Source organism: Cellulomonas sp. P2_B4 (genome assembly GCF_056404795.1).
This window is the reverse complement of record NZ_JBFUDI010000003.1, coordinates 25233-51425: the sequence shown is the minus strand read 5'-3', so window position 1 is coordinate 51425 and position 26193 is coordinate 25233. Positions and strand designations below refer to the sequence as shown.

Genomic DNA, 26193 nt, shown 5'->3' with positions numbered 1-26193 from the left:
CGTGACGCCAGACGCGCACGGTCTAGGATTGTCGTTCGTGGCCAGCACGGCCGCCATCCCGTTCAGGTTCCACCCGCACACGATCTGTGAGGCTCGACGTGACCAGCGAGAACAGCCAGCCCACCACCGCGACGCACGCCGGCGTCATCGGCACCGCACGCGTGAAGCGCGGGATGGCCGAGATGCTCAAGGGCGGCGTCATCATGGACGTCGTCACCGCCGACCAGGCCAAGATCGCCGAGGACGCCGGGGCCGTCGCCGTCATGGCGCTGGAGCGCGTGCCGGCCGACATCCGCGCCCAGGGTGGCGTCGCGCGCATGAGCGACCCCGACCTGATCGACGGCATCATCGAGGCCGTCTCCATCCCCGTCATGGCGAAGGCGCGCATCGGCCACTTCGTCGAGGCGCAGGTCCTCCAGTCGCTCGGCGTCGACTACATCGACGAGTCCGAGGTGCTGACCCCGGCCGACTATGCGCACCACATCGACAAGTGGGGCTTCACGGTTCCCTTCGTCTGCGGTGCCACGAACCTGGGCGAGGCGCTTCGCCGCATCACCGAGGGCGCGGCCATGATCCGCTCCAAGGGCGAGGCCGGCACGGGCGACGTCTCCAACGCCACGACCCACATGCGCACCCTGCGCGACCAGATCCGCCGCCTGACCTCGCTGCCGGAGGACGAGCTGTTCGTCGCCGCCAAGGAGCTGCAGGCGCCGTACGACCTGGTCAAGGAGGTCGCCGAGGCCGGCAAGCTCCCCGTCGTGCTCTTCACGGCCGGTGGCATCGCGACCCCCGCGGACGCCGCGATGATGATGCAGCTCGGTGCCGAGGGCGTCTTCGTCGGCTCGGGCATCTTCAAGTCGGGCAACCCGGCCGAGCGTGCCGCCGCGATCGTCAAGGCCACCACGTTCTTCGACGACCCCGACGTGATCGCCAAGGTGTCGCGCGGTCTGGGCGAGGCCATGGTCGGCATCAACGTCGAGGACGTCCCGGAGCCGCACCGCCTGGCCGAGCGCGGCTGGTGACGCAGGACCCTCTGGTGGAGGCCGCGGACGACCCGTCCGCGGCCTCAGCCGTCTCTCCGAGGTCCGGTGCCGACGGCGGCGGACCCGTGCACGGGCTGGGACCGGAGTGGAGGCGCGGCGAGGACGGCCTGCTGTTCCGCGAGGCCGCGCGCGTCATCCTGCTCGACGAGAAGGACCGCGTGCTGCTCATCCGCGGGCACGACGTGGACCAGCCCGAGCGCAGCTGGTGGTTCACGGTCGGCGGCGGGATCGACGACGGTGAGGACGCGGCCTCCGCGGCCCTGCGCGAGGTGCGTGAGGAGACCGGCATCGTGCTGGGCGCCGACGACCTCGTCGGACCCGTGTTCACGCGCTCCGCGATCTTCGACTTCTACGCGGAACACTGCCGGCAGGACGAGGTGCTCTACCTGGCCCGCGTCCCCGCGGCGGCGTTCGGGGCCGGTCACCGGGCCGGCTGGACCGAGCTCGAGCTGGACGTCATCGACGAGCTGAGATGGTGGTCGCTCGACGACCTCGAGCGGGTCGACATCGAGGTCTTCCCGGACACTCTGGTCGCGCTGGTGCGCGGCCTGCTGCCCGCCTGGGACGGGGTCACGCGGCACCTGGGGCTGGCTCGCGAGTAGCGGTCGGCCCCGTACCTCTCCTTCAGGCCACCGCGTTGCGTGTGGCCCATGCGGGGTCGAGGTGCTCCTCGGCGCGGAGCACCGCCTGCAGGGCGCGCGCCGCGCTGACCAGGTCGGCGTGCGTCAGGTACGGCGCCGCAACGCCCAGACGCACGATGTCGGGCGTCCGGAAGTCGCCGACCACGCCGCGGGCGGCGAGCGCCTGGACGATGCCGTAGGCGTGCTCGTGGCGCACCGCCACCTGCGAGCCGCGCGTTGCGTCGTCCTGCGGTGACGCAAAGGTGGCGTCGGGGAGCACCGCGGCGATGCACTCGCGCAGGAACCGGGTCAGGCTGAGCGAGCGCGTCCTGAGGTCGTCGATCTCGATACCGTCGAACGCCTCGAGCGCCGCCTCGAGCGCAAGCAGGGACAGCAGCGGGGGAGTGCCGATGCGTGCCCGGGCGATGCCCGGGGCACCTCGGTACTCGTCCGCCATCTCGAACGGCTCGGCGTCCCCGTTCCAGCCGGGGACGATGTTGACGAACGCCTCCTGGTGCCGGTGCGCGACGTAGCCGAACGCCGGCGCGCCCGGGCCGCCGTTGAGGTACTTGTAGCCGCAGCCGACGGCGAGGTCGACGCCGTGGGCGTCGAGGTCGACCGGCATGGCACCGGCCGAGTGGCACAGGTCCCAGACCGCGAGCGCGCCGGCGTCGTGGGCTGCCGCGGTCAGGCCCGGCAGGTCGAGCACCTCGCCGGTGCGGTAGTCGACGTGCGACAGGACGACGGCGGCGACGTCCCCGTCCAGGAGCCCGGGGATGTCGTGCGGCCGGGCGCGGACCACGCGCCAGCCGACCTGCTCGGCCACGCCGTCGACGATGTAGCGGTCCGTGGGGAACCCGTCGGCCTCGGTGATCACGACGGTGGCCCCGGGCCGCATCGCGGCGACCGCGTGCAGGCTCTGGTGCAGGCGGACGCTCGTGGAGTCCCCGACCACGACCTGCCCCGGTGCCGCGCCGATGAGCCGCCCGACCGCGTCGCCCACCCGCTGCGGCGCGTCCCACCAGCCGTGCGTGTTCCAGGAGCCGATGAGGTCGGTGCCCCACTCCTGGCGGATCACCCGGGCGACCGCCTCGGGCACGCCGACGGGCAGCGCCCCGAGCGAGTTGCCGTCGAGGTAGACGGTGCCGGCCGGCAGCAGGAACCGGTCCCTCAGGTCGGTGTGGGCGTGCAGGCGGTCGAGCTCGGCGGCGCGGGCGTCGAGGGCGTCGGTCACAGCCCGGAGCCTACGACCGCACGCCGGATGTCAGTGGGTGTCCGTACGTTTGTTCGAACACCAGTCCTGGAGGTCGTGAATGAGCACGCAGCCCGAGAACCCCCCGTCCAGCTTTCCGTCCAGCTTTCCGTCCAGGTACCGGTCCGGTGCACCGGAGGGCTCCGTCTTCCCGGTCCCGCCGCCACTCCCGCGGCTCAACGAGGACCCGGAGCGGCTGATCTCGCTGCTCTGGCAGATCGAGTCGGAGGACGTCGCAGGCCTCGACACCAGGGGCCTGCGCGAGAACTTCTCCATCTACCAGGCGCTGATCGACCACGCCTGCGCGCGGCAGGCCGAGGTCGAGGCGCTGCTCGCGCACCGGCGTCGGCACGAGCGGAGCGGCTCCGTGTACTGAGCGCGGCGGTCGCGATCGGCGGACCCGAACTAGGATCGCCCGCTGTGACCGTGACCGTCGGAGTCCTCGCCCTGCAGGGAGACGTGCGCGAGCACGTGCACGCCCTGACCGCCGTCGGGGCCGCTGCCGTGCCCGTGCGCCGCGAGCGCGAGCTCGACGCCGTCGACGCGCTCGTCCTGCCCGGGGGCGAGTCCACGACGATGGACAAGCTCCTGCGCGCGTTCGACCTGTTCGAGCCGGTCCGCGCCCGCCTGCGCGCCGGGATGCCGGCCTACGGCTCCTGCGCGGGGATGATCCTGCTCGCCGACCGCGTGCTCGGCGGCATCGAGGGTCAGCAGACCCTCGGCGGGGTGGACGTCACGGTGCGCCGCAACGCGTTCGGCCGGCAGGTCGAGTCGTTCGAGACGGACCTGGAGATCAGGGGGATCGACGGCACTGATGTCCGACCCGTGCACGGCGTCTTCATCCGGGCACCGTGGGTCGAGGAGGTCGGCCCTGCGGCCACCGTGCTCGCGCGAGTGGAGTCGGGCCCGGCCGCCGGTAGGATCGTGGCCGTCCGCCAGGGCCCGTTGCTCGTGACCTCGTTCCATCCGGAGGTCACCGGGGACACCCGGGTGCACCAACTGTTCGTAGAGATCGTCCGCGACACCCTGTGAGGCTCGGCGCTGCAGCCGGGGTCGAGGTCGCGCGGGACGAGAAGCAGGACGAGAAGAGGTAGCTGAAGCGATGTCGGGTCACTCCAAGTGGGCCACCACCAAGCACAAGAAGGCCGTGGTCGACGCCAAGCGGAGCAAGCTCTTCGCCAAGCTGATCAAGAACATCGAGGTGGCCGCGCGCACCGGCGGCGGTGACCTCGCCGGCAACCCGACCTTGTTCGACGCGGTCCAGAAGGCCAAGAAGTCGTCGGTCCCGATCGACAACATCAACCGCGCGGTGAAGCGCGGCTCCGGCCAGGAGGCCGGTGGCGCCGACTACACGACGATCATGTACGAGGGCTACGGCGCCGGTGGCATCGCCGTGCTGGTCGAGTGCCTCACCGACAACCGCAACCGTGCCGCGTCCGACGTCCGCGTCGCGTTCACGCGCAACGGCGGCCAGATGGCTGACCCGGGCTCGGTCTCCTACCTCTTCTCCCGCAAGGGCGTCGTCATCGTCCCCAAGGAGGGCACGGACGAGGACTCGGTCGTGGAGGCCGTCCTGGACGCGGGCGGCGAGGAGGTCAACGACCTCGGCGAGGCGTTCGAGGTCCTCTCCGAGGCCACCGACCTGGTCCCGGTACGCACCGCGCTGCAGAACGCCGGGATCGAGTACGACTCCGCCGATGTGGTGTTCTGGCCGGCCACGCAGATCGAGGTCGACGCCGAGGGTGCGCGCAAGATCCTGCGCCTCATCGACGCACTCGAGGACTCCGACGACGTGCAGAACGTCTACGCGAACTTCGACGCCTCCGACGAGGTCATGGCGGAGCTCGAGAACGACGACTGAGACGGAGAGCAGTGCTGGTGGGGGCGCGCCAGCGCACCCGCCCGCAGCGGAGCGCAGGCTCAGTCCGAACGACTGAGTCCCGCGCCATCGCCTGGAGAGGGACCCCGCCGCTCGGTCGGCCGGGTCCCTCTCGCGTCGGCGCTGCCTCCCGGGAACCGGTCGGGTCGGCTGCGACCATGACGGCGTGCGCGTCCTCGGAGTCGACCCTGGCCTGACCCGGTGCGGCCTCGGCGTGGTCGACGGTCTGCCGGGGCGGCGCCTCGCCATGGTCGCGGTGGGTGTCGCGACGTCGGACGCCCTGTGGGACGTGGACCAGAGGCTGCTGCACATCGAGAAGCAGATCGAGGAGTGGCTCGAGGAGCACGCCCCGGACGCGGTCGCCGTGGAGCGCGTGTTCGCCCAGCAGAACCTGCGCACGGTGATGGGGACCGCGCAGGTCGCGGGCATCGCGATGGTCGCCGCGGCGCGTCGTCGGATCCCGGTCGCGCTGCACACGCCGAGCGAGGTCAAGGCCGCCGTCACCGGCAACGGCCGCGCGGACAAGGCGCAGGTGCAGACGATGGTCCAGCGCCTCCTGCACCTGGAGGAGCTCCCGCGTCCCGCCGACGCCGCCGACGCGCTCGCACTGGCCGTCTGCCACATCTGGAGGCCCGCCGGCGCCCTCGGGACGCCGCAGCGTGCTCCCGGTTCCATGACCGCGGCGCAGCGCGCGTGGGCGTCCGCGGAGCAGGCGGCGCGACGACGCGGCTGAGGGTGCCGTCGCCCGACCACCCGTGGGCCGACGCGTGCGCGCGTCGCGTGTCACTCGTACACCTGTTCGTCTGCGTGTGCCAGCATGTGCGCATGCGCAACGTCGTTCGTGAGGGAGGTGCCCGGTGATCGCCTCGGTCCACGGCACGGTGCAGGCGGTACGGCTTGACGCGGCCGTCGTCGAGGTCGGCGGCGTGGGTCTCCTGGTGCACGCGACGCCCGCCACGCTCGCCGGCCTGCGGGTCGGCTCGTCGGCGCAGCTCGCCACCTCGCTGCTCGTGCGCGAGGACGCGCTCACGCTGTTCGGGTTCGCCGACACGGACGAGCGCGAGGTCTTCGAGATCGTGCAGACCGTCAGCGGCGTCGGGCCGCGGCTCGCCCTGGCCATGCTCGCGGTGCACACGCCCGACGGCCTTCGCCGCGCGGTGCTCGACGAGGACTTCAAGGCGCTGCAGCGCGTGCCCGGGATCGGCCTGAAGGGCGCCCAGCGGATCGTGCTCGAGCTCAAGGACCGGATCGGGGTGCCGGCTCCCGTGGCGTCGGCGGCCCCGGCACGGGCCGTCCCGGGCGACCGTCGCGACATGGTCGTGGAGGCGCTCGTCGGGCTCGGCTGGACCGCCCGCGCCGCAGGAGACGCCGTCTCGACCGTGCTCGAGGGCTCGGAGGGGCCCATCGGCGAGGACGAGGTCGCCGGTGTCCTGCGCGCCGCGCTGCGGACGCTGGGCGGTGGGCATGCCTGACGACGACGAGGAGATGGTCACCGAGCGGTTCGGGGCCGAGTCGCTGGTCCGCCCCGCGGCCGACGACATCGAGCGTGCCGCCGAGGCGGCGCTGCGGCCGCGGAACCTGGACGAGTTCGTCGGCCAGCGCGTGGTGCGCGACCAGCTGTCCCTGGTCCTCCAGGCCGCCAAGGCGCGGGGACGGGCACCCGACCACGTCCTGCTGTCCGGGCCGCCCGGGCTCGGCAAGACCACGCTCGCCATGATCATCGCCGCCGAGCTGGCCACGTCGCTGCGCGTCACGAGCGGGCCGGCCATCCAGCACGCCGGCGACCTCGCCGCGGTCCTGTCGTCGCTGGAGGAGGGCGAGGTCCTCTTCATCGACGAGATCCACCGCCTGGCGCGTCCCGCCGAGGAGCTCCTCTACGTGGCGATGGAGGACTTCCGCGTCGACGTGATCGTCGGCAAGGGCGCGGGTGCGAGCGCGATCCCGTTGGCGCTGCCGCCGTTCACGGTCGTCGGTGCGACGACCCGGGCCGGCCTGCTGCCGGCACCGCTGCGCGACCGGTTCGGCTTCACCGGCCACCTCGACTTCTACGCCACCGACGAGCTGGAGCGAGTGCTCCTGAGGTCGGCGGGGCTGCTCGGGGTCCCGCTGGAGCACGAGGCGGCCGCCGAGATCGCGTCCCGGTCGCGGGGGACACCTCGCATCTCGAACCGGCTGCTGCGCCGGGTCCGCGACTGGGCGGAGATCCGCGGCGACGGGACGCTCAGCCTGTCGGCCGCCAGGTCGGCGCTCGAGGTCTACGAGGTCGACGAGCTCGGCCTGGACCGCCTGGATCGCGCGGTGCTCACGGCGCTGTGCACGCGGTTCGGCGGGGGACCGGTCGGGCTCACCACGCTCGCGGTGGCGGTCGGCGAGGAGCCCGAGACGGTCGAGACGGTCGCCGAACCGTTCCTCGTGCGCGAGGGGCTGGTCGGCCGGACGCCCCGCGGCCGCGTCGCGCTCCCCGCGGCCTGGACGCATCTCGGCCTCGACGTCCCGCACACGGCGGGGACGCTCTTCGGCTAGGTTCAGTCGGCCCGGGCGTCGCGTACGGGCCGTTCAAGCCCGTTCTAGCCCGTTCCAGCCCGGGAATCCGGCGAAAGTCGGAACCTCTGTCCGTGGTCGTGCGTTGGAGCGGCGAGCCGCTGCGCCTAGACTGCGGGCGGACACGTCACCCTGATCGGAGCTCGTAGCTGTGGACCCCCTCTTCTTCATCATCATCCTCGCCGTGGCCGGCCTGCTGTTCATGTCGAGCCGGACGAGGAAGCAGCAGCGCTCCGCCATGGAGTTCCGCAACAACCTGGTGCCCGGCGACGAGGTCATGACGCACTCGGGCCTGCTGGGCACGGTCGTGGATGTCGAGGACGACGTCATCACGCTCGAGTCCGCCCCGGGCAGCCGGAGCCGCTGGATCCGCGCCGCGATCTCCAAGAAGATCGAGCCGCCCGTCGACGAGGTCGAGGACGAGGACGAGTCCGACGAGGACGAGGACTCCGACGACACGGTGTCCGACGTCGACCAGCTCGACGACGCCGACGACACGGTGATCGACGTGCCCGACGACCTGTCCTCGCTTCCCCCTGCTCGCAAGGACGGGGACGCAGACAAGCAGTAAGACGCCTTCGGTCCGGGCGACGATGCCCGGACCTTGACCCCACCCGCTGCTCCCGCCGCGGGTGCGCGCACGAGAGAAGAACTCCGTTGGCTCCTCCTACCCGCCGCCGCAGGCCCGTCCGCACGCTGGTCACGCTCGGCATCATCATCGCCGCGCTCTTCGCGACCATCGCCGCCGGCGTCAAGTGGTCCGATGCCTCGTGGACGCCGAACCTCGCCCTCGACCTCGAGGGCGGCACGCAGATCATCCTGACCCCGGTCGCGACCGACGGTGAGGACCTCCCCAAGGGGACGATCGACCAGGCGATCGGGGTGATCCGCCAGCGCGTCGACTCCTCGGGTGTCGCCGAGGCCGAGATCACGAGCCAGGGCAACAACATCGTCGTCTCCCTCCCGGGCCACCCGAGCGAGGAGACGCTCCAGCTCGTCCGGACGTCCGCGCAGATGGAGTTCCGCCCGGTCCTCGTCCAGGGCGCACCGACGCCGACGACGACCGCGCCGACCCCCTCGTCGACGATCCCGGCCAACGGTGTCGAGGCAGCCGCGCCGGACCCCACGCCGACGCCCGAGGACGCGGAGCCGTCCGACGAGCCGACGAAGGCCGCCCCGGACAGCCCGAGCGACGCCGCGTACTACGTCACCCCGAAGGTCCAGGCCGACTACGACGCGCTGGACTGCACCGACCCCGCCAACCGCAAGGGCGGCGTCCCGGGTGACCCCGACAAGGCCGTCGTCACCTGCGACCAGGACGGCACCGCCAAGTACATCCTCGGCCCGGTCGAGATCGAGGGCGCCCGGATCAGCGGCGCCAACTCCGGCCTGGAGCAGCTCCCGAGCGGCGGCACCGGCAACGAGTGGGTCGTCAACATCACGTTCGACTCCAAGGGCACCGACCAGTTCACCGACGTGACCACGCGCCTGCAGGCCCAGACGTCGCCGCTGAACCAGTTCGCGATGGTGCTCGACGGCCTCGTGATCTCGGCGCCGAGCCTCGCGCCCGGCGTCGTCATCTCGGACGGCCGCGCGGTGATCTCCGGATCATTCACGCGTGAGTCGGCCGCGAGCCTGGCCAACCAGCTGAACTTCGGTTCGCTGCCACTGACGTTCGAGGTCCAGAGCGAGGCGCAGATCTCGGCGACGCTCGGGTCCGAGCAGCTGCGGATGGGCCTCATCGCCGGCCTCATCGGCCTGATCCTGGTCGTCGTCTACTCGATGTTCCAGTACCGCGCGCTGGGCCTGGTCACGGTGTTCTCGCTCGTGGTCTCGGCGACGGTCACGTACGCGGTGATCACGCTGCTCTCGTGGCTGTACGGCTACCGGCTCTCGCTGCCTGGTGTCGCCGGTCTGATCGTGGCCATCGGCATCACCGCCGACTCGTTCATCGTCTACTTCGAACGCATCCGCGACGAGCTCCGCGAGGGTCGCACCCTCGTCGCCTCCGTCGAGCGTGGCTGGGAGCGTGCGCGCCGCACGATCCTGGCGTCCGACGCCGTCAACCTCCTCGCGGCGAGCGTGCTCTACGTCCTCGCCGTCGGCGGCGTGAAGGGCTTCGCGTTCACTCTCGGTCTGACGACGCTCATCGACATCCTCGTCGTCTTCATGTTCACCCACCCGGTCATGGAGCTCCTGTCGAAGACCAAGTTCTTCGGCCAGGGCCACGTCCTGTCGGGCCTGGACCCGAGGCGGCTCGGTGTCCCGACCACCCGCTACGCCGGTCGTGGCCGGGTCGTCACCGTGACGTCGTCGGACTCTGACGTCCAGGACGCGCCCGAGAAGCCCAGCACCGCGGACTCCGGGTCCCGCGTGCCGGTCACCGTCGGTGCGCCGAACGAGTCGGGCCTGACCATCGCCGAGCGTCGTGCGGCCGCGAAGAAGGCAGCGGCCGAGCCGACCGACGCCCCCGTGGACAGCCCGCCGCAGGAGTCCGAGCCCGAGTCCGGGCGCACCGAGGGGAACGAGCACTGATGGCCGCCGGATTCGCCCAGTGGGGCAACGACCTCTACACCGGTCGTCGCTCGTACAACATCGTCGGCCGCCGCAAGATCTGGTTCACGATCTCCACGATCCTGGTCATCCTGTCGGCGATCTTCCTGATCAAGCCGGGCCTCAACCCCGGCATCGACTTCCGCGGCGGCTCGGAGTTCGTCGTCGCGGGTGTGTCCGACAAGGACCAGCAGCTCGCCATCGACACGGTGCTGTCGGTCGCGCCCGACGAGGAGCCGCGCGTCACCACCGTCGGCGCCGACAGCATGCGGATTCAGACCTCGACGCTCGACAACGCGCAGGTCGAGGAGGTCAAGGCCGCGCTGGCCGAGGCTTACAACGTGCCGGTCGAGAGCGTCACGAGCTCCTTCATCGGGCCGTCCTGGGGCAAGGACATCTCGCAGAAGGCCATCATCGGCATCCTCGTGTTCCTGCTCCTGGTCACCGTCGTCATGACCGTGTACTTCAGGAACTGGCGCATGGCCCTCGCCGCGCTGATCGCGCTGTTCCACGACCTGATCATCACGGTCGGGGTCTACGCGGCGGTCGGCTGGGAGGTCACGCCGGCGACGGTGATCGGCTTCCTGACGATCCTCGGGTACTCGATCTACGACACGGTCGTCGTGTTCGACAAGGTGCGCGAGAACACGGCGGACACGCTCGAGCAGTCGCGCTGGACCTACGCCGAGAAGGCCAACCTGGCCGTCAACCAGACGCTGGTCCGGTCGATCAACACCTCGGTCGTCGCCCTCCTGCCCGTCGCCGCGATCCTCTTCGTCGGGGCTGTCGTCCTCGGCGCGGGCACGCTGCGTGACATCGCGCTCGCCCTGTTCGTCGGCATGCTCATCGGCACGTTCTCGTCGATCTTCCTGGCGACCCCGTTCGAGGTCGTGCTGCGGCAGCGGGAGCTCGCGATCAAGGCGCACACCGCCAAGATCCTCGCGGCGCGCGCCGCGGCGGCCGGCGGGACCACGGAGGACGGCGAGCTCGCGCTCTCCGGCCCCACCTACGTGCCGGCAGGCGCGCTCAAGGCCGGTTCGCACCAGGGCGTGGCGGCCCAGCCGAAGCGCCGCCCGACCAAGAAGTGACCCAGCCCGACACCGCTTCGAACCCGACAGGGGCGTCCTCGGACGCCCCTGTCGGGCGTGCCGGCCGGCGCGACCGCGCGGCCGTGCTGCGCCGCGTCGACGAGCTCGTCCGGCTCGTGCCGGACTACCCCGAGCCCGGGATCCTGTTCCGCGACATCACGCCGCTGCTCGCCGACGCCGACGCCTTCGCGGCGGTCGTCGATGCGATCGCGTCCGCCGTCGAGGGACCCGTCGACCTCGTCGCGGGGATGGAGGCACGCGGGTTCCTGTTCGCCTCGCCGGTCGCGCTCGCCCTGGGCGCGGGCGTGCTGCCCGTCCGCAAGGCCGGCAAGCTGCCCGGACCGACCGCGTCCCAGTCGTACGCGCTCGAGTACGGGACCGCCACGATCGAGGTCCACCCGGACACCATCCCGGCCGGCGCGCGCGTCCTCGTCATCGACGACGTCCTCGCCACCGGGGGCACCGCGGCCGCAACCGTCGAGCTCCTCGAGCGGTGCGGTGCGGTCGTCGTCGGGCTCTCGTTCCTCGTGGAGCTCGAGGCGCTGAACGGGCGTGACCTGCTCGGCGGCCGGCCGATCGACGTGCTGGTCACCGTCCCCTGAGGAGCGCGTGGTGCGTTTCCTGTGCTCCCGCGGTCGTAGACTGACGCCTCGACCGAGGGAGGGGGTGCGATGACAGAAGACGTCCGCACGCCCGCGACCGGCGTCGATGGTGTGTCCGACGCCCAGCCCGGCTCGCCCTCGGGTCGGATGCGCTCCAGGCTCGGGCGGTTCGGCGCGCGCAACGGTGCGACGTTCCCTGCCCTCGAGCCCGTGCTCCAGGCCGCGCGCACCAACCACCCGAAGGCCGACCTCGCGGTCGTCGAGCAGGCGTACGTCGTCGCCGAGAAGGCGCACCGCGGCCAGCTGCGCAAGAGCGGCGACCCCTACATCACGCACCCCGTCGCCGTCGCGACGATCCTGGCCGAGCTCGGCATGACCCCGTCCACCCTGGCTGCGGCGCTCATGCACGACACGGTCGAGGACACCGACTACTCGCTGGACCAGCTGCGCCGCGAGTTCGGGCCCGAGATCGCGATGCTCGTCGACGGTGTGACCAAGCTCGACAAGGTGACGTACGGCGACGCGGCGCAGGCCGAGACCGTCCGCAAGATGGTCGTGGCGATGTCCCGCGACATCCGCGTCCTGGTCATCAAGCTCGCCGACCGCCTGCACAACGCCCGCACCTGGAAGTTCGTCGCGGCCGCCTCGGCCGAGAAGAAGGCCCGCGAGACGCTCGAGATCTACGCGCCGCTGGCTCACCGGCTCGGCATGAACACGATCAAGTGGGAGCTCGAGGACCTCTCGTTCGCGACGCTCTACCCCAAGGTCTACGACGAGATCGTGCACCTGGTCGCCGAGCGTGCGCCGGCCCGCGAGGAGTACCTGGCGACCGTCCGCGAGCAGGTCGGCGCCGACCTGGGCAAGGCCAAGATCAAGGCGACGGTCACCGGCCGGCCGAAGCACTACTACTCGATCTACCAGAAGATGATCGTGCGCGGCCGCGACTTCGCCGACATCTACGACCTCGTCGGCGTCCGCGTCCTCGTCGACACGGTGCGCGACTGCTACGCCGCCCTCGGTGCGCTGCATGCGCGATGGAACCCGGTCCCCGGCCGGTTCAAGGACTACATCGCGATGCCGAAGTTCAACCTCTACCAGTCGCTGCACACCACGGTGATCGGGCCCGAGGGCAAGCCGGTCGAGATCCAGATCCGCACGCACGACATGCACCGTCGGGCCGAGTACGGCGTCGCCGCGCACTGGAAGTACAAGGAGAGCGCCAAGGGCGCCGTCCCCGACGCCTCCGGCAACGACATGCAGTGGCTGCGGCAGCTGGTGGACTGGCAGAAGGAGACCGCCGACCCCAGCGAGTTCCTCGACTCGCTCCGGTTCGAGATCGCCGGGTCCGAGGTCTACGTGTTCACGCCCAAGGGCGACGTCATCGGGCTCCCGTCCGGGTCGACGCCCGTGGACTTCGCCTACGCGGTGCACACCGAGGTCGGCCACCGCACGATGGGCGCCCGTGTCAACGGCCGGCTGGTCCCGCTCGACTCGTCGCTCGAGAACGGGGACGTCGTCGACGTCTTCACGTCGAAGTCGGAGACCGCCGGCCCGTCGCGCGACTGGCTCGGGTTCGTCAAGAGCCCGCGCGCCCGCAACAAGATCCGCCAGTGGTTCTCCAAGGAGCGCCGCGAAGAGGCCATCGAGCACGGCAAGGACGCCATCGCCAAGGCGATGCGCAAGCAGAACCTGCCGATCCAGCGCCTGCTCTCGCACGAGTCGCTCGTCGCCGTCGCCAACGAGATGCGCTACGCCGACGTCTCGTCGCTCTACGCGGCGATCGGCGAGGGCCAGGTCTCGGCCGCGACCGTCGTCCAGCGCCTCGTGCAGTCGATGGGCGGGGAGACCGCCAACGAGGAGGACCTCGCCGAGGTCGCCCGGCCCGGTTCGACGCAGCGCCGGGTCCGCACCGGCGACCCCGGCGTCATCGTCAAGGGCGTCGACGACATCTGGGTCAAGCTGGCCAAGTGTTGTACGCCGGTGCCCGGGGACGACATCGTCGGCTTCGTGACCCGTGGCGCCGGCGTCAGCGTGCACCGCTCCGACTGCATCAACGTCGCCAGCCTCCGGGCCGAGCCCGAGCGCATGGTCGACGTCCAGTGGAGCCAGACGAGCTCCTCGCTCTTCCTCGTGCAGATCCAGGTCGAGGCGCTCGACCGCAGCAGGCTCCTCTCCGACGTCACCCGCGTGCTCTCCGACTCGCACGTGAACATCCTCTCGGCGTCCGTGTCGACCTCCCGGGACCGAGTCGCCCTCTCGCGCTTCGTGTTCGAGATGGCTGAGCCGTCGCACCTGGCGTCCGTGCTGGCCGCGGTGCGCAAGGTCGAGGGTGTCTTCGACGTCTACCGCGTCACCGGCGCCAAGTCCGCCGACGGCCCGGTCACCCGCGCCTGACCGCAGCGCGCGGCTCCTCGACGCGACGCAGGACGTCTCTCGCACCCAAGATCCCTCGGTGCCCGGCCAGGCGTCCGAGCTGCGTCAGTCCGTGTGCCGGGTCGAACCCCGCCGCGAGCAGCGGCTCGAGCAGCCGCAGGGCCTGACCGGGCGGTAGGTGCCGGCAGATGTCCAGCCCGGTGCGCTGCACGGTGGTCGCCCGGACGGCTCCGACCTGGACCACGTCGCCCGCCTCGAACGTCGCCTCCGCCGTCGTCCGCAACGGGTCGGGCTCTGCCCGCCGCGCGCGCGACGCCACCAGCACGTCGACCCTGCGCGGGGCGAACCGGCCCGTGTGCAGCCAGACCGCCGTCTGGCGACCGACGACCCCTCGGGCCGGCACGAGCTCCGCGATCGCGACCGAGCGGCGCTCGGGCGTCTCGTCGAGGTCCGCCGCGATCGCCACCTCACCCCACAGCGGGCGGATGACGCCGTCGTCGAGCAGCCTCCACCAGGCCGCCGCGCCGACGTCGGACCGGCGGAAGGTCTCCGGAAGCACCAGGGGGCGCGAGCGGTACGGGGCAAGCACGTCCATCCGACGAGCATCCCGGCTCGACGCTCCTGACGGGGCCGGACGGGCTGCCTGTGGACGGGTGGGAAGCAACCACGAACGACGCAGGGACCGGGCCACTCGGGCCCGGTCCCTGCGTCGATGGCGAGCGGAGCGTCAGCCGCGCGCGTCCTGAGCCGCGCGCTGGACCTGCTCCAACCACGCCCGCCGTGCGTCGAGGGCGGCCTGCGCGTCGGCGATCTTGCGCGCGTCACCGGCGGCCTTCGCCTTCGCGAGGTCGGCCTCGAGGCCGGCGATCGCCTGCTCGAGCTGAGCCGCGGCTCCCTCGGCACGCGCACGCGTCTCGGGGTTGGTGCGACGCCACTGTGCCTGGTCGGTGTCGCGCACGGCCGCCTCGACGGCACGCAGACGGGCCTCGATCCGCTGGACGTCGCCGCGCGGCACCTTGCCGGCAGCCTCCCAGCGGTCCTGGATCCGGTTCAGCGTCTGCTTGGCCGCCGCCAGGTTGGTGACCGGCAGGAGCGCCTCGGCCTCGGCCAGCAGCGCCTCCTTGACCTCGAGGTTCGCGCGGAACTCCTCGTCGGTCGCGGCCGACTGGGCGTCGCGCGCGGCGAAGAACGCGTCCTGCGCGGCACGGAACCGGGCCCACAGGGCGTCGTCGTCGGCGCGGCTGGCACGGCCCGCGGCCTTCCACTGGACCATGAGGTCCCGGAACACGCCCGCGGTCGCCCCCCAGTCGGTGCTCGACTGCAGGCGCTCGGCCTCGGCGACCAGCGACTCCTTGACCTGCTTGGCCGACGCGTTGCGGGTCTCGAGCTCGGCGAAGAAGTGCCGACGCTCGCGGTCGAACGTCGTCCGCGCGTGGCTGAACCGCTTCCAGAGGGCTTCCTCGGTCGGGCGGTCGAGGCGCGGGCCGGAGCGCTGTGCTTCCTTCCACTGGTCGAGCAGCGTGCGCAGCTGCTCGCCCGCGGGGCGCCACTGGATCCGCGACGGGTCGGTGCCGGCGATCTTCTCCGCCTGCTCGACGATCTGGGTGCGCGCGACGACCGCGGCCTCGCGGGCCGCGGCGCGCTCCGCCTCGGCGACCGCGCGACGCTCGGCGGCGGTGGCGCGCAGGGCCTCGAGGCGAGCGCGGAGCCCGTCCAGGTCGCCCACGGCCGCCGGCTCGGCGAGCTCCTCGGTCAGCTTGGCCAGCGTCTGGTCGATCTCCTTGACCGACAGGTCGGCGGCACCGAGGCGGGCCTCGAAGAGCGCCACCTTGGCCTGCAGGTCCAGGAACCGCCGCACGTAGAGCGCGAGGGCGTCGTCCTTCGTCGCACCCGGGAACTGCCCGACGACGCGCTCACCGGCGGCCTCGCGGACCGACACGGTGCCTTCGTCGTCGACGCTGCCGAACGTCGCCGCGATCGCGGCCTCGGCGGCGTCCTGCGGGGGCGCGACCGGGGCGGGAGCTGCCGCCGTCGACGCGGAGGGTGCCGGGTGGGCCGGCGGGTGGGGGACCGGCCGCGGACGCGGGCTGGGCCGCGGCGCGGGCGTCGGCCGGGGGGCAGGGGCAGCGGACTCCTCGACGACGACCGCGACGGAGTCGACGGACGTGATGTCGTCGGCGACGACCTCTCCGTCGACCAGGACGGTCTCCTCGACCACGACCGTGTCCTCGACGACCTCGCCGTCCTCGATCACGGTGACCTCGTCGACGACCACGACGTCCTCGACCACGGCCCCGTCGACCACGGTGACCTCGTCGGCCACGACGACCTCGTCGGTGATCGTGACCTCGTCGGCCACGACCTCTCCGTCGACGACCAGGGTCTCCTCGACCACCTCGGCGGTCTCGACGACGTCGCCGTCCTCGACCACCGCGACCTCGTCGACCACGACGACGTCCTCGACCACGTCACCGTCGACGACGGCGACCGCGTCGGTCACGGTCTCGTCGACGACGACCACAGCATCGTCGGCGACCGCATCGTCGGCTTCGTCGGCGACCGCGTCGACGATGTCCTCGACGACGACCTCCTCGGCCACGGCCCCCTCGTCGAGGGCCTCGGGAGCGTCAGGAGCGTCGGACACGACGGCCGCCTCGGTCGGCGCGTCGACGGCTTCGCCCCCGGAGGGAACCTCCGCGTCGTCGGGCACGGGACCGGGCGTCGGGGTCTGCGTCACTGGATGTTCACTCCCTCGATGATGACGTCGGACACCGGGGCCTCGGACCCCTCGACGGTGCCTGCGTCGGCGATGGCCTTGAGCACGTCCAGGCCGGACGTGACGTGGCCGAACACGGTGTAGCCGCCCGCGGAGTCCGCGGGAATCTTTGAGTCCTCGTACACCAGGAAGAACTGGCTGCCCATGGAGGAGCCGTCGCCGCCCTGGCGGGCCATGGCGATGGTGCCGGCCGGGTAGATGTCGTCGGCGGGCGCGTTCTCGATCGGGCCCCAGGAGTAGCCCGGGCCGCCCATGCCGGTGCCCTCGGGGTCGCCGCACTGGAGCACGTAGATGCCGTCGGTGGTGAGGCGGTGGCACTTGGTCTTGTCGAAGAAGCCCTGGCCGGCGAGCGTCACGAAGTTCGCGACGGCCTGCGGCGCGGCGGCGCCGTCCAGCTCGATCCCGATGTCGCCCTGCGTCAGCGAGAGCTGTCCGGTCCACGTGCGGGCCTGCGCGAGCGACGGGTCGGGCACCTGCGCGGCGTTGTCGCTGGGGGCGGGCGTCTCGGACGAGGCGGGGGAGGTCGGCGACGCGCTGGGCGTGCCGTCGTCGTTGTTCAGGACGATGAGACCGGCTGCCGAGATCACCAGGACGATGGCGGCGACGATGCTCCCGACGATCCAGCGCTGGCGCGTCTTGCGGGCCCGTGCCTTGGCCTGACGCTCCTGCCACTTCTCGTACCGGCGACGCTCGTACTCGCGCTCGCGCTTGATGGTCACGCCTACTCCTCGCATCGTTGTGCGTCGACGACAGGCACCTCACCTGCCGCACTGCACGAAGCAACCCGGGACAGTCTAGGCAAGGCGGGGGCGCCCTCCGCCATCTGAGCCACACGCCGGGACGTCGGTCGCGTTACGGTGCGTCGCATGCAGGTCATCACGGTCGTCGCCCCGGTGTTCGGCGCGCGCTGCAGCGTCCTTGTCCACGACGACGGTTCGTGCGTCGTCATCGACGCCGGGGCGGGGGTCGCCGACGACGTCGTGGACCTCGTCGCGACGCGCGGCCTGCGTCCGACGGCCGTCCTGGCGACGCACGGCCACGTCGACCACACCTGGCACGCGGCCCGCCTCTCGGAGGCTTTCGACGTGCCCGTCGTGCTGCACGCGGCCGACGCCTACCGGCTCGCCGACCCGTTCGGGACGCTGGGCGTCCTCGGCCACGCGGTCCACGACCCGAGCGGCCCGCTGGCGCAGGCGCTGGCCGCGGCGGGGCTCGATCCGACCACCTACCGGGCACCGGCCCGCATCGAGACGTTCGGCGCCGCGGCCGACCCGCGCAGCCCGGACGTGACGCTCGAGCTCGGCGGTCTGCGGATCGTCGCGCGGCACGCACCCGGCCACACCGAGGGGTCCACGCTCTACCTGGTCGAGATGGAGGAGGACCGGCTCGCGTTCACCGGCGACGTCCTGTTCGCGGGCACGATCGGCCGCACGGACCTGCCGGGCGGCGACCACGAGACCATGCAGCAGACCCTTCGCGAGGTGGTCGCGCTGCTCGCACCTGAGACGGTCGTGGTCCCCGGGCACGGTCCGACCAGCACGATCGCGTCCGAGCTCGCGCACAACCCGTTCTTGCAGCCCTGAACCGTCTGGAAAGATCAGGCCCCATGGCCCGCCCCACCCCGTTGTCCGGATTCCCCGAGTGGCTGCCCGACGGGCGCCTCGTCGAGCAGCACGTCCTCGACGTCCTGCGCCGCACCTTCGAGCTCCACGGGTTCGCGGGGATCGAGACGCGAGCCGTCGAGCCGCTCGACCAGCTGCTGCGCAAGGGGGAGACCTCCAAGGAGGTCTACGTCCTGAGCCGGCTGCAGGAGGAGGAGCTCGACCGGACCGCCGGACTGGGCCTGCACTTCGACCTGACGGTGCCCTTCGCGCGCTACGTGCTGGAGAACGCCGGTCACCTCGCCTTCCCGTTCCGCCGCTACCAGATCCAGAAGGTCTGGCGGGGCGAGCGCCCCCAGGACGGCCGCTTCCGCGAGTTCGTGCAGGCTGACATCGACGTCGTCGGCGCCGGCGAGCTGCCGTACCACTACGAGGTCGAGCTGCCGCTCGTGATGGCGGCGGCGCTGGGCGCGCTCCAGGAGATCGGCGTCCCGCCGGTGCGGATCCTGGTGAACAACCGCAAGGTCGCCGAGGGCTTCTACCGCGGCCTCGGGCTGGACGACGTCGAGGCGGTCCTGCGCAGCATCGACAAGCTGGACAAGATCGGCGCCGACAAGGTGGCGGCCCTGCTCGTCGCCGAGGCGGGTGCCGACGAGGCGCAGGCCCGGGCGTGCCTGGCGCTGGCCGCCATCCACGGGAGCGACGAGGGCGTGATCGACGCGGTCCGCGACCTCGCCACCGCGCACGGCGTGAGCAACGACCTTCTCGACGAGGGGCTCGCGGAGCTCGGCGCACTGATCCGCGCGGCGTCCGTGCGGGCCCCCGGCGTCGTCGTCGCGGACCTCAAGATCGCGCGCGGGCTCGACTACTACACGGGCTCGGTCTACGAGACGGTCCTCGTCGGCCACGAGCAGCTCGGCTCGATCTGCTCGGGCGGTCGCTACGACACGCTCGCCTCCGACGGCGCCACCACCTACCCGGGCGTCGGCCTGTCGATCGGTGTCTCGCGCCTGGTGTCCCGGCTGCTCGGCGCCGGGCTCGTGCGGGCGACGCGGTCCGTGCCGAGCGCCGTCTTGGTCGCGGTCGGCACCGAGGAGGCACGGGAGCGTTCCGACGAGGTCGCGGCCCTGCTGCGGTCGCGGGGCATCCCGGTGGAGGTGGCACCGAGCGCGGCCAAGTTCGGCAAGCAGATCCGCCACGCCGACCGCCGGGGGATCCCGTTCGTGTGGTTCCTCGGTGCCGACGGCGGACCGGACCAGGTCAAGGACATCCGCTCGGGCGACCAGGTCGACGCCGACGCCTCCGTCTGGACGCCCGCCGACGACGATCTGTGGCCCCGGGTCGTGCCCGTCAGTTGAGCACCGCGATGCCCAGGTTGAGCGTCGTGGCGAACAGCACCCAGGTGATGTAGGGCCCGAGCAGCCACGACGCGACCTTCGAGTGCCGCCAGAACGCCACGGCCGTGGCGATCAGCACCGCGTCGAGCGCGACGATGATCGCCAGCGCGACCCAGACGAGCCGGCCGCTGAAGAACACCGGGGTCCACGCCGCGTTGAGGGCCAGCTGGAGGATGTAGAGCGTCAGGGCGTTGCGCGCAGGCGCCCAGCCGCCGCGACGCCACACCAACCAGGCCGCGACCGCCATGAGCACGTACAGGACGCTCCAGGCGGGTGCGAACACGCCGTTCGGCGGGGTCCACGCCACCTTGTCGGCGTCGGCGTACCAGCCGTCGACGGCGTCCGCGGTGGACAGGCCGCCCAGGGCCCCGACCGCGACGTTCACCGCGACGAGCAGGACCAGGACGAGCACGCTCCCGACCCCGCGCTGGGGGTGCTCGGTCGCACTGCGCTCCGCGAGCTGCGTCGTCTCCATCCGACGAGGTTCCGGGAGACGGGGCGCGCCGGCAACCGCAGACGGTTGACACCCGTTAGAACACGTGTTCGACTGGACGCATGCGATGGGACGGGCAGAAGCTGGCGGCCGACGACGCCGCGCTGCCGGGTCTCGCGCTCTCCGGGCTCGTGCGCAGCGTCCGGACGCCGGAGTTCGCCGGGGTCACGTTCCACGAGGTCACCTGCAAGAGCGCCCTCAACAAGGTGCCTGAGGCGTCGCGCATGCCGTTCCGCTGGACGGTCAACCCGACGCGTGGGTGCCTGCACGCCTGCACCTACTGCTTCGCCCGCCCGACCCACGAGTACCTCGATCTGGACGCCGGTCGCGACTTCGAGACGCAGATCGTCGTCAAGACGAACGTGGTGGACGTGCTCAAGGCCGAGCTGGGCAGGCCGTCGTGGCGGCGCGAGCCGGTCGCACTAGGCACCAACACCGACCCGTACCAACGCGTCGAGGGCCGGTACCGCTTCATGCCCGGGATCATCGAGGCGCTCGTGCGTTCGGGGACGCCCCTGTCCATCCTTACCAAGGGCACGCTGCTGCGACGCGACCTCGCGCAGCTCGCCGAGGCGTCGACCCACGTCCCGGTCGGCATCGGGATCTCGCTCGCGGTCGGGGACGAGGCGCTCCAGCAGGCGGTGGAACCCGGGACGCCGACGCCCAGGGCGCGCCTCGAGCTGGTCCGGGCCGTGCGCGAGGCGGGGCTGCCGTGCGGGGTCATGGTCGCGCCCGTGATGCCCTGGCTGACGGACGACCGCGCGCACCTCGACGACCTGCTGGCCAAGCTTGCCGATGCGGGTGCGACGGGGGTCACCGTCCTTCCCCTCCACCTGCGGGGCGCGGTCAAGCCGCTGTTCCTCGCCTGGCTGGCCGAGCACGCGCCGGGGCTGGTGCGCCGGTACGAGGCGCTGTACGGGCGGGGGGCGTACGTGCCCCACGAGTACGCGCGCTGGCTCGACGCGCGCGTCCGGCCGCTGCTGGTCCGGCACGGTTTCGCCGACCCGGCCGGTCACCGGGCGGGCCGGACGGGCGGTGCACGGGAGGGTTCCTACCCCTCCGGGAGCATGTCGTCCGGCGAGATGCCCGTGCTCGAGCCCACGGTCGGCTCAGCCCAGCCGGTCCTGTTCTGAACTCGCTGGTCAGCGGCGGTACGCGCCTCTCGCACGGCGTCGGAGACGGCTCCCGAGCGGGGCGTGGAGCCCCTCGTCCAGATGGGTGACAGAGCATCCGCCGGTCGGTGACGACCGGCGATGTCCGAAGTGTCGCCTTATAGTTCACACGTCCCGGCGACCGTCGGACGGATCGACGCGAGGTGTGACACGACCAGATGAGCAGCTCCACCGGCGCGCCTTCGCGCGACACCGTCAACGACCGCCGACGCGCCCGCGAGGAGCGCGGCCTGGCTCCCGCCGCACAGCGCGGCGACCGCCTGCCGCCCCCGCCGCGCGAGCGGCGGCCCGCGCTGGCCGCCCTGGCCGTGCTCCTGATCGTCGGTGGCGCCGCGCTCGCCGGGCTGCTCGCGCTGCGGGCCGACAACCGGGTGGACGTGCTCGTCGTGGCTCGCGACGTGCCGGCCGGCAAGCAGCTGACGGCGGAGGACCTCACCAGCACGCCGGTCGCGTCCGAGGGCACGATCCTCGTCCCGGCCGCCTCCAAGGACGCCGTCGTCGGCCAGTACACCCGGGTCGCGCTCACGAAGAAGCAGCTCCTGGACGCGTCGATGATCAGCGAGACGCCGTGGATCCCGGAGGGCGACGTCGCCGTGGGAGCCGCCATCGGTGCGGGCCGCATGCCCGCCAACGGCCTGTTCGCGGGCGACCTCGTGCAGCTGGTCGCGGTCGGCGACGCGGCGACGGGCGGCGCCGGCTCGGTGATCGTGGACCAGGCGCGCGTCAGCTCGACGCGGACGAGCGACTCCGGTGGCATGTCGTCGAGCACCACGTTCGTGACGTTCAACGTGTCGGGCAGCGACGCACCTGACGTCGCGGCGGTCGCGGCGGCGGGCGACCTCGCCGTCGTCCTGCTGTCCCGCGGCGTCCCGCTGGACCAGGACAGCTGACGTGCTCATCGCACTGGCCTCCGCCAAGGGTGCTCCGGGCGTCACGACGACCGCGCGCGTGCTCGCGTCGATCTGGCCCAGCGACTCCATCCTCGTCGATGCCGATCCCGCCGGCGGGGACACGGCGCTGCTGTCCCGGTCGCCCGCGCACGAGCCGCTGGACCCGGAACGCGGACTGCTGTCGCTGGCGGTCGCGGCGCGCCGCGGCACCGATCAGGCTCCGGTCGGACCGCACCTGCAGCTGACCGACGGCGGGCTGGACGTGCTGTGCGGCGTCAACCGTCCGGAGCAGGTCGCCGGCATGGGACCGGTCTGGACGACGATCGGCGAGATCCTCGTCCGCCAGCCCGGTGCCGTGGTCGCCGACGTGGGCCGGCTCGCCGTCGGCAGCCCGGTGACACCGCTGGTCACGGCCGCGGACGTGCTCCTGTTCGTCGTCCGTCCGCAGGTCGAGGCGTACGCGCACCTGCGCGAGCGGCTCGCCTGGACCGACTGGCTCGCGTCGAACGGCGGAGGTCCTCCCGTCGGCGTGCTGATCGTCGCGGACGCCAAGGACCGCCGAGCGGCTCCCGAGCTCGAGAGCCTGCTGGCGCACAGCGGCCTGACCAACCCGGTGCTGGGCGTCGTGGCCCACGACGAGCGCGCCGCCGCCGTGCTGGGCGGCCGCCTCGACCGGGCGATCGACCGCTCGCTGCTGGTCCGGTCGGCCCGCCAGCTCGTGGAGCCGATCCGCGGGCTCGCGTCCATGCGGGCCACCGTGCGGACAGGAACGGCGTGACCGACGCCGACGGACACCAGGGGGTGAACCACCATGCTTGACCAGGCACTCGTGCGCAGGTTGCGCGAAGAGGTCGCCGACGTCCTGGCGCGCCAGCGGCGGGAGGACGCCGCGACGGGTCTGCCGCCCATGTCGGCCGAGGACGAGCGACAGTTCGCCCGCGCCGTCATCGGACGCGTGCTCGACGCGCACGCCCGTTCGGAGATCTCGTCGGCCCGCACCCCTCCGACCCCTGCCGAGGAGGAGGAGATCGCGGCGGGCATCCACGCCGCGCTCTACGGCGTCGGTCGTCTGCAGCCGCTGCTCGACGACCTGCAGATCGAGAACATCGACATCAACGGCTATGACAACGTGTTCGTGCAGTACGCGGACGGGCGTGAGGAGCGCGGTCAGCCGATCGCCGACTCGGACGACGAGCTGGTCGAGCTCGTGCAGGTGCTCGGCGCGTACTCGGGCCTGTCGAGCCGCTCGTTCGACTCCGCGAACCCGCAGCTCGACCTGCGCCTGCCGGACGGGAGCCGGCTCTCGGCCGTCATGGACGTCTGCGCGCGGCCCTCGATCTCGATCCGGCGCGCGCGGCTCTCTCGCGTGCACCTCGACGACCTGGTGCGGTTCGGATCCGTCTCGACCGACGTCGCCGGCTTCCTGTCGGCCGCGGTGCGGGCGCGCAAGAACGTCATGATCGCGGGCGCGACGAACGCGGGGAAGACGACACTCCTGCGCGCGCTCGCGAACGAGATCCCGCCCGGGGAGCGCCTCATCACGGTCGAGCGCGCGCTCGAGCTGGGCCTGGGGGAGTTCCCCGACCTGCACCCGAACGTCGTCGCGTTCGAGGAGCGGCTGCCCAACTCCGAGGGCCACGGTCGGATCGCGATGGCCGAGCTCGTGCGCCGCAGCCTGCGCATGAACCCGAGCCGTGTCATCGTCGGCGAGGTCCTGGGCGACGAGATCGTCACCATGCTCAACGCGATGAGCCAGGGCAACGACGGCTCGCTGTCGACGATCCACGCGAACAGCTCCATCGAGGTGTTCAACCGCATCTCGACCTACGCGATCCAGTCCGCCGAGCGGCTGCCGATCGAGGCCACGATGATGCTCATCGCCGGGGCCATCGACTTCGTCGTGTTCGTGCAGAAGCACAACGACTACCAGCAGGGCGGGCGCCTCCGTCGCTACGTGGCGAGCATCCGTGAGATCAACGGCGTCGACGGCCGCGTGCTGTCGAGCGAGGTGTTCGCGCCCGGGGTGGACGGGGTCGCCCGGGCCGCGGCGCCGATCGCGTGCCTCGACGAGCTCGTCGCCGTGGGCTACGTCCCCGGCTTCGCCGACGTCGGGAGGAGATGACCGGCATGCCCGCACCGTCCACGCTCCTGATCATCCTGCTCGGCGCCGTCGTCGGCGCCGGGGTGGTCCTGCTCGTCGTCGCGCTGCGTCCGCGGGAGCGCGCGCCGAAGGTCGTCGCGTCCGGGCCGGGCCTCGTGCAGCGGATGGGCCGGCGCACGCTGGTCGCGATCGGCGTGGGTCTGCTGGTGCTCGTCCTCACGCGCTGGCCCGTCGCCGCGCTCGCCTCGGCCGCGCTCGTCGTCGCCGCGCCCGCGCTGCTCGGCGGCGCGAAGGCGGAGCGCCAGGCGATGGCCCGGCTCGAGGGCCTGGCCACGTGGACGGAGTCGCTGCGCGACACGATCGCCGGGGCCGTCGGGCTCGAGCAGGCGATCCCCGCGACCGCCTACGCCGCGGCGCCCTCGATCCGGCCGCAGCTCCAGCTGCTCGTGGACCGCCTCCGGGTGCGCACGCCGTTGCCCGTCGCGCTGCGCCGGCTCGCCGACGACCTGGACGACCCGAGCGCGGACCTCATCGTGGCCGCCCTGGTCCTGAACGCCAAGCTGCGAGGGCCCGGCCTGCGGCAGGTGCTCTCGTCGCTCGCGGACTCCGCCCGCGCCGAGCTGGAGATGCGGCAGCGCGTGACGGCCGCCCGCGCGGCGACCCGACGGTCGTCGCAGATCGTGATCATCTTCTCGATCTTCGTGATCGCGGCGATCACGTTCCTCAGCCCGAACTTCGTCGAGCCGTACGGCTCGCCGCTCGGCCAGGTGGTCCTGCTCGTCGTCGTCGCGTGCTTCGCCGGCGGGTTCCTGTGGATGAAGAGGCTGTCGGGCATCGACACGCCCGCGCGGTTCCTCGTCGTGACGGAGGACCGATGATCGGCGCGATGCTGGCCGGCGCGATCGTGGGCCTCGGCGTGCTGCTGATGGTCCTCGCGTTCGCGCCGCCGGCCACCAACCGGCCCGGCGCCACGTTGGCCCGGATCGACCTCGAGCGCTCGGAGCAGCGGCAGCGCGCGGGCATCCTCGCCATCGACCCGCGCGCCGCGTCGGGTTCGCGGTGGATGCACGACCTGGGGCGGCGGACCGCGACGTCGCTCGCCCGCTCCGGCGTGCAGCTCGGCCAGCTGCGGTCGGACCTCGCCGTCCTGGGTCGGCCGCTCGACGTCCACCTCGCCGTGACGATCGTCTCGGGGGTCGTCGGCCTGTTCGTGCCGATCGTGCTGGGGACGGTGCTCTTCGCCGTCGGCGCGCCGATCTCGCTGGCTCTGCCCCTGATCGTGAGCCTGCTGATCGCCCTGCTGGCGGCGTCCGTGCCGACGCTCGCCGTGACGGGTCAGGCGCGCAACGCCCGGCGCGACTTCCGGCACGTCGTCGGGTCGTTCCTCGACCTGGTCGCCATGAGCCTCGCAGGCGGCCGCGGGGTGCCGGAGGCGCTGCAGAGCGCCTCCGAGCTCAGCGACGGCTGGGCGATGGTGCGCATCCGCGACGCGCTCGGTGCCGCGCGTCTGCGCGGTCAGACGCCGTGGTCGGCGCTGGGCGCTCTGGGGGAGGAGCTCCGCATCGACGAGCTGCGCGACCTGGCGGCCTCGCTGGCCCTTGTCGCGGAGGACGGCGCCCGCGTTCGCGAGTCGCTCGCGGCGCGGGCCGACTCGATGCGCCGCCGCGAGCTCGCCGACTCCGAGGGCCGGGCCGGCGAGAGCTCGCAGTCCATGCTCGTCGCGCAGCTGCTGCTGTGCGTCGGGTTCCTCATCTTCCTCATGTACCCGGCGCTGGTCGGTGTGCTCGGAGGGCTCTGACCTGCACGCTCGCC

Annotated in this window: 26 protein-coding genes; 21 read left to right on the top strand and 5 right to left on the bottom strand. The window is 72.3% G+C overall.

Translation table 11 applies throughout. The features are described from left to right. Window positions 1–98 precede the first annotated feature (98 nt). Both pdxS and AC1DZC_RS05155 read left to right on the top strand, forming a co-directional pair. Window positions 99–1022, top strand: a complete 924-nt coding sequence (gene pdxS / locus AC1DZC_RS05160; RefSeq protein ID WP_477042485.1) for a pyridoxal 5'-phosphate synthase lyase subunit PdxS — start codon at window positions 99–101, stop codon at window positions 1020–1022. After that, window positions 1019–1645, top strand: coding sequence for an NUDIX hydrolase (locus AC1DZC_RS05155; protein WP_477042484.1), 627 nt, complete (start codon window positions 1019–1021; stop codon window positions 1643–1645). Before pdxS ends, AC1DZC_RS05155 begins: the two co-directional genes overlap by 4 nt. Before the next feature lie 22 nt (window positions 1646–1667). On the opposite strand, the gene AC1DZC_RS05150 is transcribed toward AC1DZC_RS05155, so the two are convergent. Continuing rightward, entirely contained in the window at window positions 1668–2897 is a 1230-nt protein-coding gene (locus AC1DZC_RS05150; protein ID WP_477042483.1) for a kynureninase, read from the bottom strand. A 79-nt stretch (window positions 2898–2976) separates the two neighbouring features. On the opposite strand from AC1DZC_RS05150, the gene AC1DZC_RS05145 reads away from it, so the two are divergent. The 11 genes from AC1DZC_RS05145 (at window position 2977) to AC1DZC_RS05095 (ending at window position 13972) form a co-directional block, all read left to right on the top strand. After that, a complete protein-coding gene (locus AC1DZC_RS05145) occupies window positions 2977–3291 on the top strand; it encodes a hypothetical protein (protein WP_477042482.1) in 315 nt (104 codons plus the stop codon). 44 nt (window positions 3292–3335) lie between these two features. Then, complete coding sequence (gene pdxT / locus AC1DZC_RS05140) at window positions 3336–3947, top strand: pyridoxal 5'-phosphate synthase glutaminase subunit PdxT (RefSeq protein WP_477040369.1); 612 nt, start codon at window positions 3336–3338, stop codon at window positions 3945–3947. A 70-nt stretch (window positions 3948–4017) separates the two neighbouring features. Then, window positions 4018–4776 (top strand): YebC/PmpR family DNA-binding transcriptional regulator, encoded by a 759-nt coding sequence (locus AC1DZC_RS05135; protein WP_477042481.1) that lies wholly within the window; start codon window positions 4018–4020, stop codon window positions 4774–4776. Between the two features lie 184 nt (window positions 4777–4960). Next, window positions 4961–5527, top strand: a complete 567-nt coding sequence (gene ruvC, locus AC1DZC_RS05130; protein ID WP_477040367.1) for a crossover junction endodeoxyribonuclease RuvC — start codon at window positions 4961–4963, stop codon at window positions 5525–5527. A gap of 124 nt (window positions 5528–5651) precedes the next feature. Further along, on the top strand, window positions 5652–6266 hold the full coding sequence (gene ruvA, locus AC1DZC_RS05125; protein ID WP_477040366.1) for a Holliday junction branch migration protein RuvA: 615 nt from the start codon (window positions 5652–5654) through the stop codon (window positions 6264–6266). Next, a complete protein-coding gene (gene ruvB, locus AC1DZC_RS05120; RefSeq protein ID WP_477042480.1) occupies window positions 6259–7317 on the top strand; it encodes a Holliday junction branch migration DNA helicase RuvB in 1059 nt (352 codons plus the stop codon). Before ruvA ends, ruvB begins: the two co-directional genes overlap by 8 nt. A 169-nt stretch (window positions 7318–7486) precedes the next feature. Then, window positions 7487–7906 carry a preprotein translocase subunit YajC gene (gene yajC / locus AC1DZC_RS05115; RefSeq protein WP_477042479.1) on the top strand — a complete coding sequence of 140 codons (420 nt, stop codon included), beginning with the start codon at window positions 7487–7489 and terminating at the stop codon, window positions 7904–7906. A gap of 86 nt (window positions 7907–7992) precedes the next feature. Continuing rightward, on the top strand, window positions 7993–9870 hold the full coding sequence (gene secD, locus AC1DZC_RS05110; RefSeq protein ID WP_477042478.1) for a protein translocase subunit SecD: 1878 nt from the start codon (window positions 7993–7995) through the stop codon (window positions 9868–9870). Next, window positions 9870–10976: a protein translocase subunit SecF gene (gene secF, locus AC1DZC_RS05105; protein WP_477042477.1), complete on the top strand. Its 1107-nt coding sequence runs from the start codon at window positions 9870–9872 to the stop codon at window positions 10974–10976. The genes secD and secF overlap by 1 nt, the downstream gene beginning before the upstream one ends. Before the next feature lie 83 nt (window positions 10977–11059). Next, window positions 11060–11578 (top strand): adenine phosphoribosyltransferase, encoded by a 519-nt coding sequence (locus AC1DZC_RS05100; protein WP_477040361.1) that lies wholly within the window; start codon window positions 11060–11062, stop codon window positions 11576–11578. 69 nt (window positions 11579–11647) lie between these two features. Continuing rightward, window positions 11648–13972, top strand: coding sequence for a RelA/SpoT family protein (locus tag AC1DZC_RS05095; protein WP_477040360.1), 2325 nt, complete (start codon window positions 11648–11650; stop codon window positions 13970–13972). Here AC1DZC_RS05095 and AC1DZC_RS05090 read toward each other — a convergent pair. From AC1DZC_RS05090 to AC1DZC_RS05080, 3 genes are all read right to left on the bottom strand, one after another. Then, window positions 13959–14546: a hypothetical protein gene (locus tag AC1DZC_RS05090; RefSeq protein WP_477040359.1), complete on the bottom strand. Its 588-nt coding sequence runs from the start codon at window positions 14544–14546 to the stop codon at window positions 13959–13961. The two genes, AC1DZC_RS05095 and AC1DZC_RS05090, sit on opposite strands and share 14 nt — an antisense overlap. Window positions 14547–14678: 132 nt before the next feature. After that, the gene (locus tag AC1DZC_RS05085) at window positions 14679–16688 is read right to left on the bottom strand and encodes a DUF349 domain-containing protein (protein ID WP_477042476.1); all 2010 of its coding nucleotides are present in this window, start codon (window positions 16686–16688) and stop codon (window positions 14679–14681) included. Continuing rightward, on the bottom strand, window positions 16685–17446 hold the full coding sequence (locus tag AC1DZC_RS05080; RefSeq protein WP_477040357.1) for a peptidylprolyl isomerase: 762 nt from the start codon (window positions 17444–17446) through the stop codon (window positions 16685–16687). The genes AC1DZC_RS05085 and AC1DZC_RS05080 overlap by 4 nt, the downstream gene beginning before the upstream one ends. Before the next feature lie 147 nt (window positions 17447–17593). Here AC1DZC_RS05080 and AC1DZC_RS05075 point away from each other — a divergent pair, with 147 nt between their 5' ends. Beyond that, entirely contained in the window at window positions 17594–18310 is a 717-nt protein-coding gene (locus AC1DZC_RS05075) for an MBL fold metallo-hydrolase (RefSeq protein ID WP_477040356.1), read from the top strand. 23 nt (window positions 18311–18333) lie between these two features. After that, window positions 18334–19686: a histidine--tRNA ligase gene (gene hisS, locus AC1DZC_RS05070; protein WP_477040355.1), complete on the top strand. Its 1353-nt coding sequence runs from the start codon at window positions 18334–18336 to the stop codon at window positions 19684–19686. Here hisS and AC1DZC_RS05065 read toward each other — a convergent pair. Then, a complete protein-coding gene (locus AC1DZC_RS05065) occupies window positions 19679–20200 on the bottom strand; it encodes a TspO/MBR family protein (RefSeq protein ID WP_477040354.1) in 522 nt (173 codons plus the stop codon). The two genes, hisS and AC1DZC_RS05065, sit on opposite strands and share 8 nt — an antisense overlap. Window positions 20201–20280: 80 nt before the next feature. Here AC1DZC_RS05065 and AC1DZC_RS05060 point away from each other — a divergent pair, with 80 nt between their 5' ends. The 6 genes from AC1DZC_RS05060 to AC1DZC_RS05035 all read left to right on the top strand — a co-directional run bounded on the left by AC1DZC_RS05060 (window position 20281) and on the right by AC1DZC_RS05035 (window position 26179). Beyond that, on the top strand, window positions 20281–21351 hold the full coding sequence (locus tag AC1DZC_RS05060; RefSeq protein ID WP_477040353.1) for an Rv2578c family radical SAM protein: 1071 nt from the start codon (window positions 20281–20283) through the stop codon (window positions 21349–21351). A gap of 197 nt (window positions 21352–21548) precedes the next feature. Further along, window positions 21549–22280 carry an SAF domain-containing protein gene (locus AC1DZC_RS05055; RefSeq protein ID WP_477042475.1) on the top strand — a complete coding sequence of 244 codons (732 nt, stop codon included), beginning with the start codon at window positions 21549–21551 and terminating at the stop codon, window positions 22278–22280. Window position 22281: 1 nt separating this feature from the next. Next, complete coding sequence (locus AC1DZC_RS05050; RefSeq protein WP_477040351.1) at window positions 22282–23058, top strand: CpaE/TadZ family protein; 777 nt, start codon at window positions 22282–22284, stop codon at window positions 23056–23058. Between the two features lie 33 nt (window positions 23059–23091). Next, window positions 23092–24402, top strand: a complete 1311-nt coding sequence (locus AC1DZC_RS05045; protein WP_477040350.1) for a CpaF family protein — start codon at window positions 23092–23094, stop codon at window positions 24400–24402. 5 nt (window positions 24403–24407) lie between these two features. Further along, window positions 24408–25259: a type II secretion system F family protein gene (locus tag AC1DZC_RS05040; protein WP_477042474.1), complete on the top strand. Its 852-nt coding sequence runs from the start codon at window positions 24408–24410 to the stop codon at window positions 25257–25259. Continuing rightward, complete coding sequence (locus AC1DZC_RS05035; RefSeq protein ID WP_477040348.1) at window positions 25256–26179, top strand: type II secretion system F family protein; 924 nt, start codon at window positions 25256–25258, stop codon at window positions 26177–26179. The genes AC1DZC_RS05040 and AC1DZC_RS05035 overlap by 4 nt, the downstream gene beginning before the upstream one ends. Window positions 26180–26193 lie beyond the last annotated feature (14 nt).

Excerpts from the sequence above, each read along its gene's own strand:
- ruvB (WP_477042480.1), top strand. The coding sequence starts at position 6,259 with ATGCCTGACGACGACGAGGAGATGGTCACCGAGCGGTTCGGGGCCGAG.
- AC1DZC_RS05045 (WP_477040350.1), top strand. The coding sequence starts at position 23,092 with ATGCTTGACCAGGCACTCGTGCGCAGGTTGCGCGAAGAGGTCGCCGAC.
- secF (WP_477042477.1), top strand. The coding sequence starts at position 9,870 with ATGGCCGCCGGATTCGCCCAGTGGGGCAACGACCTCTACACCGGTCGT.
- AC1DZC_RS05135 (WP_477042481.1), top strand. The coding sequence starts at position 4,018 with ATGTCGGGTCACTCCAAGTGGGCCACCACCAAGCACAAGAAGGCCGTG.
- AC1DZC_RS05145 (WP_477042482.1), top strand. The coding sequence starts at position 2,977 with ATGAGCACGCAGCCCGAGAACCCCCCGTCCAGCTTTCCGTCCAGCTTT.
- AC1DZC_RS05090 (WP_477040359.1), bottom strand. The coding sequence starts at position 14,546 with ATGGACGTGCTTGCCCCGTACCGCTCGCGCCCCCTGGTGCTTCCGGAG.
- AC1DZC_RS05060 (WP_477040353.1), top strand. The coding sequence starts at position 20,281 with ATGCGATGGGACGGGCAGAAGCTGGCGGCCGACGACGCCGCGCTGCCG.
- hisS (WP_477040355.1), top strand. The coding sequence starts at position 18,334 with ATGGCCCGCCCCACCCCGTTGTCCGGATTCCCCGAGTGGCTGCCCGAC.
- AC1DZC_RS05095 (WP_477040360.1), top strand. The coding sequence starts at position 11,648 with ATGACAGAAGACGTCCGCACGCCCGCGACCGGCGTCGATGGTGTGTCC.
- AC1DZC_RS05035 (WP_477040348.1), top strand. The coding sequence starts at position 25,256 with ATGATCGGCGCGATGCTGGCCGGCGCGATCGTGGGCCTCGGCGTGCTG.
- AC1DZC_RS05075 (WP_477040356.1), top strand. The coding sequence starts at position 17,594 with ATGCAGGTCATCACGGTCGTCGCCCCGGTGTTCGGCGCGCGCTGCAGC.
- AC1DZC_RS05040 (WP_477042474.1), top strand. The coding sequence starts at position 24,408 with ATGCCCGCACCGTCCACGCTCCTGATCATCCTGCTCGGCGCCGTCGTC.
- AC1DZC_RS05065 (WP_477040354.1), bottom strand. The coding sequence starts at position 20,200 with ATGGAGACGACGCAGCTCGCGGAGCGCAGTGCGACCGAGCACCCCCAG.
- AC1DZC_RS05055 (WP_477042475.1), top strand. The coding sequence starts at position 21,549 with ATGAGCAGCTCCACCGGCGCGCCTTCGCGCGACACCGTCAACGACCGC.